This is a genomic window from Enterobacter cloacae complex sp. IR5459 (assembly GCF_049238005.1).
In the GTDB taxonomy this organism is placed as follows: domain Bacteria; phylum Pseudomonadota; class Gammaproteobacteria; order Enterobacterales; family Enterobacteriaceae; genus Enterobacter; species Enterobacter hormaechei_C.
The window spans coordinates 336,998-352,238 of record NZ_JBMKIG010000001.1 but is presented as its reverse complement, the minus strand read 5'-3'; the positions used below and the strand labels follow the sequence as shown (position 1 = coordinate 352,238).

The following is a 15,241-nucleotide window of genomic DNA, read 5'->3' as shown; positions in this document are numbered from 1 at the left end:
ACTATACTGCGGGAACGTCATTAGAGGAAATGGATAATATTAATTGGGGATTAGCTGGGCTAATAAAAGAAAAGCCCGGTGTCGCTGACGCTTACCGGGCCTACGGGAGACGTTACTCTGCTTCTTTGACTTTTTTGACGTTTACGTCCATCTGCGGGTACGGGAAGCTGATGCCGTTGGCATCGAAATCACGCTTGATGCGCTCCAGCACATCCCAGTAAACGTTTTGAAGATCGCTGCTTTTGCTCCAGATGCGCACCACAAAATTAATAGATGACGCGCCCAGCTCATTCAGACGAACGGTCTGCTCGCGGTCCTTCAGAATACGGTCATCTGAAGCAATGATGTTGGTAATCAGAGACTTAACCTGATCGATATCGGAGTCGTACGCCACGCTGATGATCAGCTCGTTACGACGCACCGGCTCGCGGGAGAAGTTAATGATATTGCCCGCAATGATTTTCCCGTTCGGGACTACCACAATGCGACCATCCACGGTACGCAGGGTCGTGGAGAAAATCTGAACCTGCAACACGGTACCGGCAATACCGCCCAGATCCACATACTCACCGGAACGGAACGGACGGAAGGTCACCAGCAATACGCCCGCCGCCAGGTTAGACAGCGAACCCTGCAATGCCAGACCAATGGCCAGACCGGCAGCACCGAGCACAGCGATGACGGATGCCGTCTGCACGCCGACACGCCCCAGCGCCGCAATCAGCGTAAAGGCGATAATGCCGTAACGGACCAGCGCGGAGAGGAAATCGGCGACTGTGGCATCAATGTGTCGTGCGACCATCACCCGGTTGACAGCGTTCGAAACGATACGCGCCACGATCATCCCGACAATGATGATGGCAATAGCGGCAACAATATTCACGGCGTAGCTCAGCAGTAGCGCCTGGTTGCGCACCAGCCAGTTACCCGCGTTATTGATGCTGTCTACAACATCAAGTTGTTCCATTTATTCTTCCTTTTGTTAAACCAAAACACAAAATCCATCCCCCATGGAGACAGGCAGGTCAGTAAAGGGTAAACAAAAAGCACCGGCTTTGCCAAACAGATCACAAAATCAGGTATTGCAGGATATTGAAAAAGCATAAAAAAAGGCCCGCATATGCGGACCTTCTTGACGCTATGAACAGCTCAAATTACAGAACGTCAACCGCGTTCAGTTCTTTGAATGCCTGCTCCAGACGAGTAATCATAGAAGTCTGGGCAGCGCGCAGCCATACGCGTGGATCGTAGTATTTCTTGTTCGGCTGGTCTTCGCCTTTCGGGTTGCCCAGCTGACCTTGCAGGTAAGCTTCGTTGGTTTTGTAGTATTGCAGGATACCGTCCCAGGTTGCCCATTGGGTGTCGGTATCGATATTCATTTTCACTACGCCGTAGCTTACGGAATCTTTGATTTCCTGAGCAGAAGAACCGGAACCGCCGTGGAAGACGAAGTTCAGGCTGTTGTGCGGCAGGTTGTGTTTTTTGGACACGTATTCCTGAGAATCACGCAGGATGGTCGGGGTCAGAACCACGTTACCTGGTTTGTATACGCCGTGTACGTTACCGAAGGACGCTGCGATAGTGAAGCGTGGGCTGATTTTGCTCAGCTCGGTGTAAGCGTAATCAACGTCTTCTGGCTGAGTGTACAGTGCAGAAGCGTCCATGTGGCTGTTGTCCACACCATCTTCTTCACCGCCGGTGCAACCCAGTTCGATTTCCAGGGTCATGCCCATTTTGGACATACGCGCCAGGTACTTAGAGCAGATCTCGATGTTTTCTTCCAGAGACTCTTCGGACAGGTCGATCATGTGAGAAGAGAACAGTGGCTTACCGGTTGCTGCGAAGTGTTTTTCACCTGCGTCCAGCAGACCGTCGATCCATGGCAGCAGTTTTTTCGCGCAGTGGTCAGTGTGCAGGATAACCGGAACACCGTAGTGCTCAGCCATCTGGTGAACGTGATGTGCGCCAGAGATAGCGCCCAGGATTGCAGCACCCTGAGGAATGTCAGTTTTCACGCCTTTACCTGCGATGAACGCAGCGCCGCCGTTAGAGAACTGAACGATAACTGGAGCTTTAACTTTAGCAGCAGTTTCCAGTACGGCGTTGATGGAGTCGGTACCCACGCAGTTAACTGCTGGCAGAGCGAAGTTGTTTTCTTTAGCTACCTGGAACACTTTCTGTACGTCATCACCAGTGATAACGCCAGGTTTTACGAAATCAAAAATTTTAGACATGTTGCTTAGTCCTGTATCTTCGGCCGTTAGAAATGGTGCGAGCTCTGATAAGCGCGCTGAAAATTGGGCAGGTTTCCCTGCCCCTGAATGGCTTACTTCTTAGCGCGCTCTTCGAGCATTGCTACTGCTGGCAGAACTTTGCCTTCCACGAATTCGAGGAATGCGCCGCCACCAGTGGAGATGTAGGAGATCTTGTCAGCGATACCGAACAGGTCGATTGCTGCCAGGGTGTCACCACCGCCTGCGATAGAGAACGCTTCGCTGTCTGCGATTGCGTTAGCCACGATCTCAGTCCCTTTGCGGAAGTTCGGGAATTCGAACACGCCGACAGGACCGTTCCACAGGATAGTTTTTGCGTTTTTAAGGATTTCAGCCAGTTTCTGTGCAGAAACGTCGCCCAGGTCCAGAATCTGCTCTTCATCTTTGATGTCGTTAACAGATTTCAGGGTTGCGGTAGCAGTTTCGGAGAACTCGGTTGCCACGCGAACGTCAGTTGGAACCGGGATATCACAGGTACCCAGCAGACGTTTGGCTTCGTCAACCAGATCCGCTTCGTACAGGGATTTACCCACGTTGTGGCCTTGCGCAGCAACGAAGGTGTTCGCGATACCACCGCCAACGATCAGCTGGTCAGCGATTTTGGACAGAGAATCCAGTACGGTCAGTTTGGTAGAAACTTTAGAACCACCAACGATAGCGACCATTGGACGAGCAGGTTCTTTCAGTGCTTTACCCAGCGCTTCCAGTTCGTCAGCCAGCAGCGGACCTGCACAGGCGACGTCTGCGAATTTACCGATACCGTGGGTAGATGCCTGCGCACGGTGAGCCGTACCGAATGCATCCATCACGAATACGTCGCACAGCGCAGCGTATTTTTTGGACAGGGTTTCGTCGTCTTTCTTTTCGCCTTTGTTGAAGCGAACGTTTTCCAGAACAACCAGCTCACCTTCGGCAACTTCCACGCCGTCCAGGTAATCTTTCACCAGGCGAACCGGGCTGGACAGTTTGTCTTTCAGGTAATTAACAACCGGCAGCAGAGAGAACTCTTCGTTGTACTCGCCTTCAGTTGGACGGCCCAGGTGGGAGGTGACCATCACTTTAGCGCCCTGCTTCAGAGCCAGTTCAATGGTTGGCAGAGATGCACGGATACGCGCGTCGCTGGTCACTTTGCCATCTTTAACCGGTACGTTCAGATCGGCACGGATGAAAACGCGTTTACCTGCCAGATCCAGATCGGTCATCTTAATTACAGACATGGTGAATCCTCTCGTTGATTCTTAAAGTTTTGCAAGCGCAAGGTGCGCTCTACCTGAAACCTTTCGCGGCCATGGCTAACGTGGTGTCGAGCATTCGGTTAGCAAAGCCCCATTCGTTATCACACCAGACCAGCGTCTTGATGAGGTGCGCACCACTGACTCGCGTCTGCGTGCCATCCACGATGGCGCTATGCGGGTCGTGGTTAAAATCTACTGAGACCAACGGTAATTCCGTATAGTCAACTATACCATGAAATGCTCCCTGTGCCGCTTTTTGCAGCAACAGGTTGACTTCACAGGCTTTTACCGGTTTTTTCACCGTCACGCTAAGATCGATTGCGGTGACGTTTATGGTCGGAACGCGCACGGCAATCGCTTCAAAACGATCGTTAAACTGCGGGAAAATACGGGTGATCCCGGCAGCCAGTTTCGTATCCACCGGAATGATTGACTGGCTCGCCGCGCGAGTGCGTCGTAAATCCGGATGGTAGGCGTCGATTACCTGCTGATCGTGCATGGCGGAGTGAATCGTGGTCACGGTGCCGGATTCAATGCCATAAGCATCGTCTAACAGTTTAATGACCGGAATAATGCAGTTGGTGGTGCAGGAGGCGTTGGAGACAATGCGGTGTTCAGCGTGCAGCTCGTGCTGGTTAACACCAAACACGACGGTGGCGTCGAGGTCGTTACTGCCGGGATGGGAGAACAGCACTTTTTTCGCGCCAGCATTCAGATGCGCTTCGCCATGTTCACGGTTACCGTACACGCCGGTACAGTCCAGCACCACATCCACACCCAGTTCGCGCCAGGGCAGCCCTTCAATACTGTTCTCATGCAGCACGCGGATGGCATCGTCACCGACGAACAGCTGTTCCCTTTCCTGGCGAACGTCCCAGGCAAAGCGACCGTGGCTGGTGTCATATTTCAACAAATGCGCCATGCCCGCAGCATCCGCCAGTTCATTGATTGCCACCACGGTGATTTCCGCACGACGCCCGGATTCATATAAAGCACGAACCACGTTGCGCCCGATGCGACCGAAGCCATTAATCGCTACGCGTACGGTCATAGATCTCCTGCAAAGCTATCCCTGAGTTTGAGGTGGCTGAAAGAGTAATCCAGCGACGCCCGAAGGGGAATCCTTGCTGTCACAAACTGCGATTGATTGGTCAATTGTCGAACATTTAATCGACTGAAACGCTTCAGCAAGAATAAGCGAATCGGGGAATAAAAGGAATGTCTGTCCAGATGAATAAGCGAGCTATATGACTTGCGTCACATTTTGGGTGGAATAATGCTTACAAAAAAGCCGGGTGGCGCGTTAGCGCTTACCCGGCCTACTTTATTCTCCCTCTCCCCGTGGGAGAGAGCCAGGGTGAGGGCATCAGCCCGCACCGGACAAACAATTACAGCAGTTCTTTCGCCTTAGCGACAACGTTTTCAACGGTGAAGCCGAACTCTTCAAACAGCTGTTCAGCTGGCGCAGACTCACCAAACGTGGTCATCCCGACGATAGCGCCGTTCAGACCCACGTATTTGAACCAGTAGTCTGCGATACCCGCTTCCACTGCCACGCGAGCGGAGACCGCTTTAGGCAGTACGGATTCGCGGTACGCGGCATCCTGCTTGTCGAACGCATCGGTAGACGGCATGGAAACCACACGCGCCTTCACGCCTTCGGCAGTCAGTTTTTCCCATGCTGCTACAGCCAGTTCAACTTCTGAACCGGTGGCGATGAAGATCAGCTCAGGCTGGCCCGCGCAATCTTTCAGCACGTAACCACCGCGTGCGATGTTCGCCAGCTGCTCTGGAGTACGCTCCTGCTGCGCCAGGTTCTGACGGGAGAGGATCAGCGCGGTTGGACCGTCCTGACGCTCAACGCCGTATTTCCACGCCACCGCAGATTCAACCTGGTCACATGGACGCCATGTGCTCATGTTCGGGGTCACGCGCAGGGAAGCCACCTGCTCTACTGGCTGGTGAGTTGGACCATCTTCGCCCAGACCGATGGAGTCGTGGGTGTAGACCATCACCTGACGCTGTTTCATCAGCGCAGCCATACGCACGGCGTTACGTGCATATTCCACAAACATCAGGAAGGTAGAAGTGTACGGCAGGAAACCACCGTGCAGAGCGATACCGTTGGCAATCGCAGTCATACCGAACTCACGTACACCGTAATGGATGTAGTTACCGGCAGTATCTTCGTTGATTGGCTTAGATCCGGACCACAGGGTCAGGTTTGATGGCGCCAGGTCAGCGGAGCCGCCGAGGAATTCTGGAAGCAGAGGGCCAAACGCTTCGATCGCATTCTGAGATGCTTTACGGCTGGCGATCTTGGCTGGGTTCGCCTGCAACTTCGCGATGAACTCGTTCGCTTTGGCGTCGAAGTCAGACGGCATGTCACCTTTCATACGACGGGTGAACTCAGCCGCTTCCTGTGGGAAGGCTTTCGCGTAAGCCGCGAACTTCTCGTTCCAGGCCGCTTCTTTCGCCTGACCCACTTCTTTCGCATCCCACTGAGCGTAGATTTCAGACGGGATTTCGAAGGCAGGGTGTTTCCAGCCCAGCGCTTCACGGGTCAGTGCAATTTCCGCGTCGCCCAGCGGTGCGCCGTGGGAGTCGTGAGTGCCCGCTTTGTTCGGAGAACCGAAGCCGATGATGGTTTTGCACATCAGCAGGGACGGTTTGTCGGTCACGGCGCGCGCTTCTTCTACGGCACGTTTAATCGAGTCAGCATCGTGGCCATCAACGCCGCGCACAACGTGCCAGCCGTAGGCTTCGAAACGTGCTGCGGTGTCGTCAGTGAACCAGCCTTCAACATGACCGTCGATGGAGATACCGTTGTCGTCGTAGAACGCAACCAGTTTACCCAGCTTCAGGGTGCCTGCCAGGGAGCACACTTCGTGAGAAATGCCTTCCATCATGCAGCCGTCGCCCAGGAAGGCGTAGGTGAAGTGGTCAACGATGTCGTGGCCAGGACGGTTAAACTGCGCCGCCAGGGTCTTCTCTGCAATCGCCATACCTACGGCGTTAGCGATGCCCTGACCCAGCGGACCGGTAGTGGTTTCAACGCCAGCGGTGTAGCCCACTTCCGGGTGACCTGGAGTTTTGGAGTGCAGCTGACGGAAGTTTTTCAGCTCTTCGATTGGCAGATCGTAGCCGGTGAGGTGCAGCAGGCTGTAGATCAGCATAGAGCCGTGGCCGTTAGACAGCACGAAACGGTCGCGGTCTGCCCATGCCGGGTTCTGCGGGTTATGGTTCAGGAAATCACGCCACAGGACTTCGGCGATGTCAGCCATGCCCATAGGGGCGCCCGGGTGGCCGGATTTGGCTTTCTGTACTGCGTCCATGCTCAGCGCACGAATAGCATTAGCAAGCTCTTTACGTGAGGACATTTTAACTCCAGATCGGACTGTTAAAGGCCATGCCCTTGACGACAGCGCGTTTTGGGCTACGCCGGAAAAAAGTGCCAACAATGTAACCCAAGCCGCAGGGCATGTACATGGAGCATTCTTTTGCTGCTTAAGAAATCTCTGGATCATGCTCGCATGTTGCGCAATCTGCTCGCCCGCCCCTGTAGATATTCCTTATACTTAGCCCGACACCGGCTTCGTTGACGGTGCATTTTTCGGAATTAATTCAGATTAACGAGTACGGAAGCAACATCATGAAAATGCGTGCAATCGGGCTGGCTGTGGGAACAACGCTCCTGCTAAGCGGCTGTCAGAATATGGATTCTAACGGCCTGATGACCTCAGGCGCAGAAGCTTTTCAGGCCTACTCACTGAGCGATGCGCAGGTGAAAGCGCTGAGCGACGAGGCCTGTAAGGATATGGATGGAAAAGCTACGCTTGCCCCGGCAAACAGCACCTACACGCAGCGTCTGAACAAGATTGCTTCCGCGCTGGGCGACAACATTAACGGTCAGCCGGTGAACTACAAGGTGTATATGGCGAAAGACGTGAACGCCTTCGCGATGGCTAACGGCTGTATCCGCGTATACAGCGGCCTGATGGACATGATGACCGACAACGAAGTGGAAGCGGTGATCGGCCATGAAATGGGTCACGTTGCTCTGGGTCACGTGAAGAAAGGGATGCAGGTTGCGCTGGGCACCAATGCCGTGCGTGCAGCGGCGGCCTCTGCGGGCGGCATTGTCGGCAGCCTGTCCCAGTCGCAGCTGGGCGACGTGGGTGAGAAACTGGTTAACTCCCAGTTCTCCCAGCGTCAGGAGTCGGAAGCGGATGACTACTCTTACGATCTGTTGCGCAAACGCGGCATCAATCCATCAGGTTTAGCCACCAGCTTCGAAAAACTGGCGAAACTGGAGGAAGGCCGTCAAAGCTCCATGTTTGACGATCACCCGGCCTCCGTTGAACGCGCGCAGCATATCCGTGACCGCATGGCGGCAGACGGTATTAAATAATACTCCGGCCCGGTGCGCGCCGCGCTACCGGGCAACAAGACTCAATCAGTACAGCGTTTTCTGTGGCGGCCCGGCAAACTTAAGGGCGCCAATCTGCCCCATCCGCACCTCTACCACCGACGGCCCCGGCATCGCTAACGCTTCCATCATCACCGCGTCAAAATCCTCGGCCTGCTCAACGCTCCAGGCCTGTAGACCAATCGCCTGCGCCAGCAGGGTAAAATCCGGCGTATGCAGCGCGTTATAATACTGACGCCCGCCAAAATATTTATCCTGAATACCACGCATTACGCCGTAGCCCCCGTCGTTCATGATCAGCAGCGTCACGTTGGCTTTCTCCTGCGCCAGCGTCGCCAGTTCGCCTAAATTGAGGCTCAGGCCGCCGTCGCCCACCAGCCCCACCACCTTGCGCTGTGGGTTGGCAATCGCGGTGCCGATAGCCATCGGCAGGCCCATGCCAATCGCCCCGGCGAGGGAGTGAATATTCATCAGCGGACCGTTAGCCCTGAACAGGCGGCTACCCCACAGGCTGCCGGACACGGTGATATCGCGCACCAGCAGGCCGTCTTTCGGCAGGGCTTTCTCAATGGCGTCGTTAAGCTTCGCATAGGCGCCGCACTGCTCGCGCAGCCCCTGCTCAGCTTGCCCGACAGCCTGCTGTACCTGCGTATCCCACTGGGCGTTGCCCCACTCGCGGCCCTGCACTTTTTCAGCCAGCGCGCCAAGCAGCGCGGAACAATCGGCTATCAACGTGCTATCCATCAGATAGTTACGGCTTGCTGCCGCCGGGTCGATATCGAGCTGCACCCGCGGGGAAGGCAGCTCAAGCGTCCAGGATCGGGTTTCGTTGCTGCGCAGGCGAGAACCGGCCACCAACGTAAAATCACACTGCGCAATCAGCGCCTCAACCGACGGCGAATTATGGAACGCGCGAAGGCTGGCGCGGTGGTTGTCCGGCAGCACGCCGCGCGCGTGGGTGCTGGAAATCACGGTGATGCCCGCATCCGCCAGTTTTTTCACTGCCTCAGCGCTACCCAGCGCCCCGCCGCCCAGCCACAGCAGCGGCTGTTTCGCCTGTTTGAGCTGCGCCCACAGCGCGTCAACCATTCCGGTATCCACGGCCGGTGCCGATACCGGTTTGATCGGAGCGGTTACCAGCGACAGCGGAATTTTGGCGCTCTGAATATCAATCGGGATTTCCACCGAGACCGGTCCGCACGGCGGGGTCTGCGCGTCCTGGATGGCTTTATGCAGAATCGCTATCGCCTGATTCGCATTGCTGATGCGGTACGCCCGTTTTGAGCTGGCCTTCAGGAAGGTCAGCTGGTCACGGGTTTCATGGATAAACCCGGTGTCGGCGTCCAGCCAGGCTTTCTCAACCTGCCCGGTTAAATGCAGCAGCGGCGTGCAGGCATTCATGGCTTCCACCAGCGCGCCTACCGCGTTCCCGGCCCCCGCGCCGGTGCTGGTCAGCGCCACGCCGAGGCCGGAAAAGCGCCCGTGAGCATCGGCCATGGTGACGGAACCGGCTTCACCGCGCGCGGGCACAAAGCGGATATTGCCCCGCTGCCCAACCGCATCCGCGATCGGCAGGTTGTGAATGGAGATGACGCCGTAGATGGCCTCAACCTGATACTGCTCCAGCGTTCTGGCGATGGCGTCGCCGACGGTTATCATTTCGCTCATTGCTCACCCTTTCTCAGTCGCACCAGTGGTTGACGCTGTTACCCGTCGCCAGATAAATGCTCTTTTGTTGCATCCAGGCTTTCAGCCCCTGGATACCCTTCTCGCGGCCCAGACCGCTCTCTTTAAAGCCCCCGAACGGGGTCGAAATCGCAAAAACCTTGTAGGTGTTGATCCACACCGTGCCTGCCTCCAGCTGCTCGCTGAGACGCAGGGCGCGACCGGTATCGCGCGTCCAGATCCCCGCCGCCAGGCCGTACACCGAGTCGTTCGCCTCGTGGATAAGCGTGGCTTCATCGCCAAACGGCATCGCCACCAGCACCGGGCCGAAGATCTCTTCCTGACAGGCGCGGGCGCTGTTGCTCAGCCCTTCGATAATGGTTGGCAGAAAGAAGCTGCCGTTTACCAGAGCGGGATCGGCGGGGATCTCGCCGCCGCACAGCACGCGGCCCCCTTCACGCTTCGCCAGTTCGACGTACTGGATCACGCTCTGGCGATGTTTTTCGTTGATCAGCGGTCCTACATGGACGCCGTCGGTAAACGGATGTCCGACGCGCAGCCCGCGTGTTAATTCCAGCAGCCTCGCCATCAGCGGGGCGTAAATACTCTCGTGGATAAACAGCCGCGACCCGGCGATACACGCCTGCCCCGCCGAGCTGAAAATGCCGTAGCAGATCCCGCGCGCGGCCTGTTCGATATCGGCATCCTCCAGCACGATGGTCGGCGATTTGCCGCCCAGTTCCAGCGAGGCCGGGATCAGTTTTTCCGCCGCCACGTGCGCCAGATGACGGCCCGTGGTGGTGCCGCCGGTAAAGGAAATTTTCCGCACGCGAGGATGACGCGCCAGCGCATCGCCAATCACCGAGCCTTTGCCCGGCAGGACACTCAGCAGCCCGGCGGGCAGCCCGGCCTGTTTAAAAATCCGCGCCAGCTCCAGCGCCATCAGCGGCGTGGCTTCGGCGGGCTTGAGGATCACCGCGTTCCCGGCGGCAATCGCCGGTGCGACCTTCTGCATTTCGCTGGCAATCGGCGAGTTCCACGGCGTGATGGCCGCCACCACGCCAAGGGGCTCGTAGCAGCTCAGCGTCAGCAGATCCGGCTGGCGCGGCGTCGGAAGTTCCCCTTCCAGCAGCTCGCAGGCGGCGGCAAAGTAGCGCGCCGTTCCCGCCGCGCTCATCACCAGCCCGCGCGCTTCCGCCAGCGGCTTGCCGTTATCACGGCTCTGCATCTGCGCCAGCGCATCGACGCGGGATTCAATAAGATCGGCAACTTTATGCAGGATCTTCGCGCGCATGTGCGGCAGACTGTTACGCCATGCGGGATCGCGCCAGGCGCGCTCTCCGGCGGCTACCGCCTCCTCCAGGTCATCCAGACTGGCGGCATTCAGCGTCGCGTTGAGCGACCCGTCTGCCGGAAAGTGGCTCTGCATCGGGTTGCCGCCGCCGCGTCGCCACTGGCCGCCGATAAAAATCTTCAGATCGTCCATCGTCACTCCTCAGCTCAGGGCCAGCTCGCGGCAGGCGCGCACCGCGCTCAGTGCCGCCAGGGTGGAGGTTTTAGGATTAGAAGCCAGCGGCAGTCCGCTCAGTTCCAGATGGAACTCGCCGAATAATCCTTCGACATGCAGCGTGTGGGTGTTACGTTTCGTTGCCGGGTCAACCATCAGTTGCACGCGGGTGTCCTCCATCCCGACGCCGCCGAGCGCCACGGTCGCCGCCACGTTGGCGTTCGCCGGGAACAGGCGCGCCGCCTCGCGGGCGCTGCCCTCGAAGAAAACCTTTGCCTCTGACACCGCATTCAGATCGATAAGCTGCTCGGCATAGCTGCCGCGCCAGCTGGCCGGGCTTTTGCGCGACTGATAGGTGACGCGCTCAAGCCCGCCCTCTTTCGCCGCCGCCAGCCCGTCGATACCGGCCACCGCACCGGAAAGCAGGGTCAGTTTTCCGCCCGCGGCGAGCAGACGCTGCTCCAGCGCGCTGTCCGCCAGCGCGCCGGTGGAAATGATGGCCAGATGCCAGCCGCGACGCAGGATCTCTTCCCCGTACTGGGCCACCGCCTCCTGGCTGGCGCATTCCAGCACCAGATCCGGCGTTTGTGCGCACGCCATCGGCGACGTCAGCGCCTCAACCGCATCGCCAAACTGGTCGTGAATGGCGGGATGGTGAGACGCGCGCGCCACGATCCAGCCGATAGCCACACCGGCGGGCAGGCGCTCAATCACCGCCTGCGCCATGGCGCCTAAACCAATCAACATTACCTTTTTCATGATGTGTCCTTACAGATGGCGGCAGAAGCCGCCGGAAACGTCCAGCGCCGCGCCGGTGGTAAACGAGGCCAGCGGCGAGGCGAGGAACAGCAGCGCCTGCGCGGGCTCCTGCGGCTTGCCGAGGCGCGCCATCGGAATGCCGCGCTTGCGCGCGATCTCCGCCGTCCACTCCGGCCAGCTCTGGCTTTTATCCGCCCGGCTTTCAAAGCGGCGCTGCCACTGGCCGGACTCGACCATACCGAGCAGTATGGAATTGACGCGAATCCCTTTGCCCACCAGCTCTTTCGAGAGCGTCAGCGTCATGTTCAACAGCGCGGCGCGGGCTGCCGACGTGGCGATCATGTGCTCTTCCGGCTGAAGCGCCAGCAGGGAGTTCACGCAGGTGATGGAGGCGATGTCGGACCGTTCCAGCAGCGGCTGAAACGCCTGCACCGGGTTAATCACCCCGAACAGTTTGAGTTCGGCTTCGTGCAGCCACGCCTCGCGCGGGGTGTCATGGAAGTGCGCCACGTAGCCCTGCCCGGCGTTGTTGATCAGCATATCCGCCGCGCCAAAACGCGCCTGCACCGCATCCGCGAAGGCCTGAACTTCGTCGGCATTCAGCACGTCGCAGCGGAAAGCGAAAATCTCCCCGTGGGGAAATTCGTTTTGCAGCGTCGCATGGGCGCTGGCGAGCCGGTCCTCGTCACGGCCGCAGAAGGCGACTTTCGCCCCTTCCCCCAGCAGCAGGCGCAGCGTTTCAAAGCCAATGCCGGAAGAACCGCCGGTGACTACCGCTACGCGCCCGTCAATTTGTGCATTCATCGCGCACCTCTTCGTTAATGCGTAAAAGCTGTTGGTTGAAAAACGCGTCGTTATCGAGATAGCTGGCGTGCCCGGCCTGCGGAATGGCGATAAACGGCATGCCGTAGCGCAGCGCCAGACCCTGAACCAGCTCCGGCTGGGTGATGGCATCCTGCTCGCCGCACCAGACTTCAAAACTGCCGGAATAACGCTTCAGCCAGCCGTGGATGTCGTCATGCGCCAGCATCCACGAGGCGGCAAGGTAGCCTTCCGGGCGCAGCACCCGCATGCCCGCCGCGACGGTGGCGATATCTTCCGCGCGCGCGCCGGGGCGCAGCAGCTTCGGGGCGCGGGTCTGGGCGAGGATTTCGCCCCCCAGCGCCATCTGCTGCTCTCGGTTGCGCCAGACCTGCTCCCGCTGCTCCGGCGCGGCATTGCCGTACCCCTGCGCCGCGTCGGCCAGCACCAGATGAATGACGCGATCCGGGAACTTTGCCGCAAAGGCGCTGGCCACCAGCGCCCCCAGGGAATGGCCGACCAGCACTGCCTGCCAGACACCGGCGCGATCCAGCATGGCCGCCAGCGCGTCGGCGTAATCCCCCGCGTTTGCCCGCGCTACGGCCAGCATCGGGCTTTCGCCATAGCCCGGCATGTCCCACGCCAGCACGCGAAAACCGTTCAGCGCCATCTGCTTGTGCCAGGAGGCGGCGCCGGAGCTGATCCCGTGCAGCAGCATCAGCGGAATGCCGCTTCCCTGTTCACGAAAACCCGTCATCATGCCCCCTTAGTTCCGCTTCACTTTGGAAAGCGGATGATCGGACGGATAGGTCGGGATTTCCGGCTTATTGGTCCCCAGCATGACGCACATCAGCGCCTCTTCTTCACCGTGGTTAAACAGGCCGCGATAGATGCCCGGCGGAACGGAGATCAGGTCACGCTCGCGCAGCACGGTTTCGGTGTAGTTGTCGCCGTCCTGGATCATCAGCGTGATCTGCCCCTTGAGCATGAAGAACACCTCTTCCACGTCGTCGTGCAGGTGCAGCGGTCCTTCGCACTTCGACGGCAGCACCATGGTGGAGAAGGTAAAATGGTCCGCCTGCACGGTATTGGTGTCGTTCGCCACGCCGGTTGCGCCGGTGCCGATGTAGCGCATCTGCGCCCGGCGATATTTCGGATCAAAATCGGCCTGGAACTTCAGCGCGTTCCAGTCGTATTTACGGCCTTCGAAGCGCGCGATGCGCGACTCGACCCACTCTTCCATCGTCAGATGGTCAGGTTTGATGCCTGTTTTGTTGGTTACGATTGAATCAGTCATGACACTCTCCTCAGTAACGTCTCAGCAGCGGCAGTAACAGGACGCAGCCCACCGCCGCCATCACCGCCAGAAAAATCAGCCCGGAATCCATGCTGTGGGTAAAGGCGATCAGCGCGCCCATCACCGCCGGCGACAGCGCGCCCGCAAAGTTTCCCAGCCCGTTGAAGATACCGCCCGCCGTGGCGCTCACCCGGGGATGGGTGGCCTTCGCCAGCAGGGCGAAAATGTTGGGTGCGCCGGTGCCCCACATAAAGGTGCTGAAGCTCATCGCCGCAATGATGGCAAGCGGGGTGTCGAGGTGCATCACCGCCGCCAGGCCTACCGCCGCCCCCGCCATCGAGATAAAGCAGGCCGCCGCGCGCTTATCGACCCGGTCAGAGAGCCACGCGCCAATCACTTCCCCTGCCAGCATGGCGATGAACGGCATCGACGACAGCCAGCCCGCATGCTCCAGGTGGATGCCTTTGCCCTTAATTAAGTAGCCAGGCAACCAGCCGTTGATGCCCCACAGGTAGGTCAGGAAAGCGATGTTAAAGATGCAGATGATCCAGAAGTGCGGGCTGACAAACAGCTCGCGCCGTGCGGCGCGCCGCTCGTCCTGTGATGCCTGCGAGGTACCGGGTTTTGCCTCCAGGCGGATACCGCGCAGACCAATGCGCACAAAGATAAGCACCGGCACGGTAAGCATGGCCATCACAAAGAAAGTGCTCTGCCAGCCAAAGGTGTTTAGCAGCCAGAGGGAGAGCGGGAAACCAATCGCCGCGCCCACCGGGGTGCCCAGCAGCCACAGCATGGTGGCGCGCGCCTGCAAATGCTGCGGGAAGTTGTGGCGCACAATGGCGAAGGCCAGCGGGAACAGCGGTCCTTCCGCCACGCCCAGCAGAATACGCAGGACGATCATCAGCGTGTAGTTATGGGTAAAGCCCATCGCCACCATCAGCACGCACCACACTGCCATCATCCCGGTGAGCAGGCGCAGCGGCGCGATTTTGTCGCCTAAACCGCTTAAAAACACCGATGAGAAGCCGTAGCTCAGCAGGAAAGCGCTCATCAGAATGCCGAGGCGCGTGGTGTCGAAATCAATGCCCATCGCCTGCTGGAAATGGGTATCTGAAAAGAGCGCCGCGATGCTGATTTTGTCGAAAAAGGCCAGCAGCACGCAGGCCAGCAGCGACAGCGGGATGGCCCAGCGCACCGCTTTTTCGGGCGTGCGGGTCCCCTCACCGCTCGCCTCAACCGGCGCGGTGTTAGTCTCTAGTGTGGTCATTTCTCCCC

At 58.5% G+C, this 15,241-nt stretch carries 13 protein-coding genes; 1 reads left to right on the top strand and 12 read right to left on the bottom strand.

Translation table 11 applies throughout. From position 1 onward, the window contains the following. Nucleotides 1-112 precede the first annotated feature (112 nt). From ACOTX4_RS01695 to tkt, 5 genes are all read right to left on the bottom strand, one after another. On the bottom strand, nucleotides 113-967 hold the full coding sequence (locus ACOTX4_RS01695; protein ID WP_022651818.1) for a small-conductance mechanosensitive channel MscS: 855 nt from the start codon (nucleotides 965-967) through the stop codon (nucleotides 113-115). Between the two features lie 187 nt (nucleotides 968-1,154). Then, nucleotides 1,155-2,234, bottom strand: a complete 1,080-nt coding sequence (fbaA, locus tag ACOTX4_RS01690) for a class II fructose-bisphosphate aldolase (RefSeq protein WP_003860079.1) — start codon at nucleotides 2,232-2,234, stop codon at nucleotides 1,155-1,157. A gap of 92 nt (nucleotides 2,235-2,326) precedes the next feature. Next, on the bottom strand, nucleotides 2,327-3,490 hold the full coding sequence (pgk, locus tag ACOTX4_RS01685) for a phosphoglycerate kinase (RefSeq protein WP_003860077.1): 1,164 nt from the start codon (nucleotides 3,488-3,490) through the stop codon (nucleotides 2,327-2,329). Nucleotides 3,491-3,539: 49 nt separating this feature from the next. After that, a complete protein-coding gene (gene epd / locus ACOTX4_RS01680; protein WP_003860076.1) occupies nucleotides 3,540-4,559 on the bottom strand; it encodes an erythrose-4-phosphate dehydrogenase in 1,020 nt (339 codons plus the stop codon). Nucleotides 4,560-4,896: 337 nt separating this feature from the next. Then, nucleotides 4,897-6,888 carry a transketolase gene (gene tkt / locus ACOTX4_RS01675; protein WP_003860074.1) on the bottom strand — a complete coding sequence of 664 codons (1,992 nt, stop codon included), beginning with the start codon at nucleotides 6,886-6,888 and terminating at the stop codon, nucleotides 4,897-4,899. A 272-nt stretch (nucleotides 6,889-7,160) separates the two neighbouring features. On the opposite strand from tkt, the gene ACOTX4_RS01670 reads away from it, so the two are divergent. Then, on the top strand, nucleotides 7,161-7,919 hold the full coding sequence (locus ACOTX4_RS01670) for a M48 family metallopeptidase (protein WP_003860073.1): 759 nt from the start codon (nucleotides 7,161-7,163) through the stop codon (nucleotides 7,917-7,919). Nucleotides 7,920-7,964: 45 nt separating this feature from the next. Here ACOTX4_RS01670 and ACOTX4_RS01665 read toward each other — a convergent pair whose 3' ends face one another. Genes ACOTX4_RS01665 through ACOTX4_RS01635 form a run of 7 tightly spaced genes read right to left on the bottom strand, consistent with a single transcriptional unit; the run spans nucleotide 7,965 to nucleotide 15,233 of the window. Continuing rightward, nucleotides 7,965-9,605, bottom strand: a complete 1,641-nt coding sequence (locus ACOTX4_RS01665; protein WP_022651819.1) for a thiamine pyrophosphate-binding protein — start codon at nucleotides 9,603-9,605, stop codon at nucleotides 7,965-7,967. A gap of 13 nt (nucleotides 9,606-9,618) precedes the next feature. Next, nucleotides 9,619-11,088 (bottom strand): aldehyde dehydrogenase, encoded by a 1,470-nt coding sequence (locus ACOTX4_RS01660; RefSeq protein WP_032667307.1) that lies wholly within the window; start codon nucleotides 11,086-11,088, stop codon nucleotides 9,619-9,621. Between the two features lie 9 nt (nucleotides 11,089-11,097). Further along, complete coding sequence (locus ACOTX4_RS01655) at nucleotides 11,098-11,868, bottom strand: aspartate dehydrogenase (protein WP_045332859.1); 771 nt, start codon at nucleotides 11,866-11,868, stop codon at nucleotides 11,098-11,100. A 9-nt stretch (nucleotides 11,869-11,877) separates the two neighbouring features. Beyond that, nucleotides 11,878-12,672 carry an SDR family oxidoreductase gene (locus ACOTX4_RS01650; RefSeq protein WP_045332860.1) on the bottom strand — a complete coding sequence of 265 codons (795 nt, stop codon included), beginning with the start codon at nucleotides 12,670-12,672 and terminating at the stop codon, nucleotides 11,878-11,880. Further along, nucleotides 12,656-13,426, bottom strand: coding sequence for an alpha/beta fold hydrolase (locus ACOTX4_RS01645; RefSeq protein WP_022651823.1), 771 nt, complete (start codon nucleotides 13,424-13,426; stop codon nucleotides 12,656-12,658). The genes ACOTX4_RS01650 and ACOTX4_RS01645 overlap by 17 nt, the downstream gene beginning before the upstream one ends. A gap of 9 nt (nucleotides 13,427-13,435) precedes the next feature. Further along, nucleotides 13,436-13,966 (bottom strand): cupin domain-containing protein, encoded by a 531-nt coding sequence (locus ACOTX4_RS01640; RefSeq protein ID WP_003860061.1) that lies wholly within the window; start codon nucleotides 13,964-13,966, stop codon nucleotides 13,436-13,438. 10 nt (nucleotides 13,967-13,976) lie between these two features. Then, a complete protein-coding gene (locus ACOTX4_RS01635; RefSeq protein ID WP_003860059.1) occupies nucleotides 13,977-15,233 on the bottom strand; it encodes an MFS transporter in 1,257 nt (418 codons plus the stop codon). Nucleotides 15,234-15,241: the final 8 nt, after the last annotated feature.

Coding starts and splice junctions, on each gene's coding strand:
- ACOTX4_RS01670 (WP_003860073.1), top strand. CDS start 7,161: ATGAAAATGCGTGCAATCGGGCTGGCTGTGGGAACAACGCTCCTGCTA.
- ACOTX4_RS01665 (WP_022651819.1), bottom strand. CDS start 9,605: ATGAGCGAAATGATAACCGTCGGCGACGCCATCGCCAGAACGCTGGAG.
- ACOTX4_RS01655 (WP_045332859.1), bottom strand. CDS start 11,868: ATGAAAAAGGTAATGTTGATTGGTTTAGGCGCCATGGCGCAGGCGGTG.
- ACOTX4_RS01695 (WP_022651818.1), bottom strand. CDS start 967: ATGGAACAACTTGATGTTGTAGACAGCATCAATAACGCGGGTAACTGG.
- fbaA (WP_003860079.1), bottom strand. CDS start 2,234: ATGTCTAAAATTTTTGATTTCGTAAAACCTGGCGTTATCACTGGTGAT.
- ACOTX4_RS01640 (WP_003860061.1), bottom strand. CDS start 13,966: ATGACTGATTCAATCGTAACCAACAAAACAGGCATCAAACCTGACCAT.
- ACOTX4_RS01635 (WP_003860059.1), bottom strand. CDS start 15,233: ATGACCACACTAGAGACTAACACCGCGCCGGTTGAGGCGAGCGGTGAG.
- tkt (WP_003860074.1), bottom strand. CDS start 6,888: ATGTCCTCACGTAAAGAGCTTGCTAATGCTATTCGTGCGCTGAGCATG.
- epd (WP_003860076.1), bottom strand. CDS start 4,559: ATGACCGTACGCGTAGCGATTAATGGCTTCGGTCGCATCGGGCGCAAC.
- ACOTX4_RS01650 (WP_045332860.1), bottom strand. CDS start 12,672: ATGAATGCACAAATTGACGGGCGCGTAGCGGTAGTCACCGGCGGTTCT.
- ACOTX4_RS01645 (WP_022651823.1), bottom strand. CDS start 13,426: ATGACGGGTTTTCGTGAACAGGGAAGCGGCATTCCGCTGATGCTGCTG.
- ACOTX4_RS01660 (WP_032667307.1), bottom strand. CDS start 11,088: ATGGACGATCTGAAGATTTTTATCGGCGGCCAGTGGCGACGCGGCGGC.
- pgk (WP_003860077.1), bottom strand. CDS start 3,490: ATGTCTGTAATTAAGATGACCGATCTGGATCTGGCAGGTAAACGCGTT.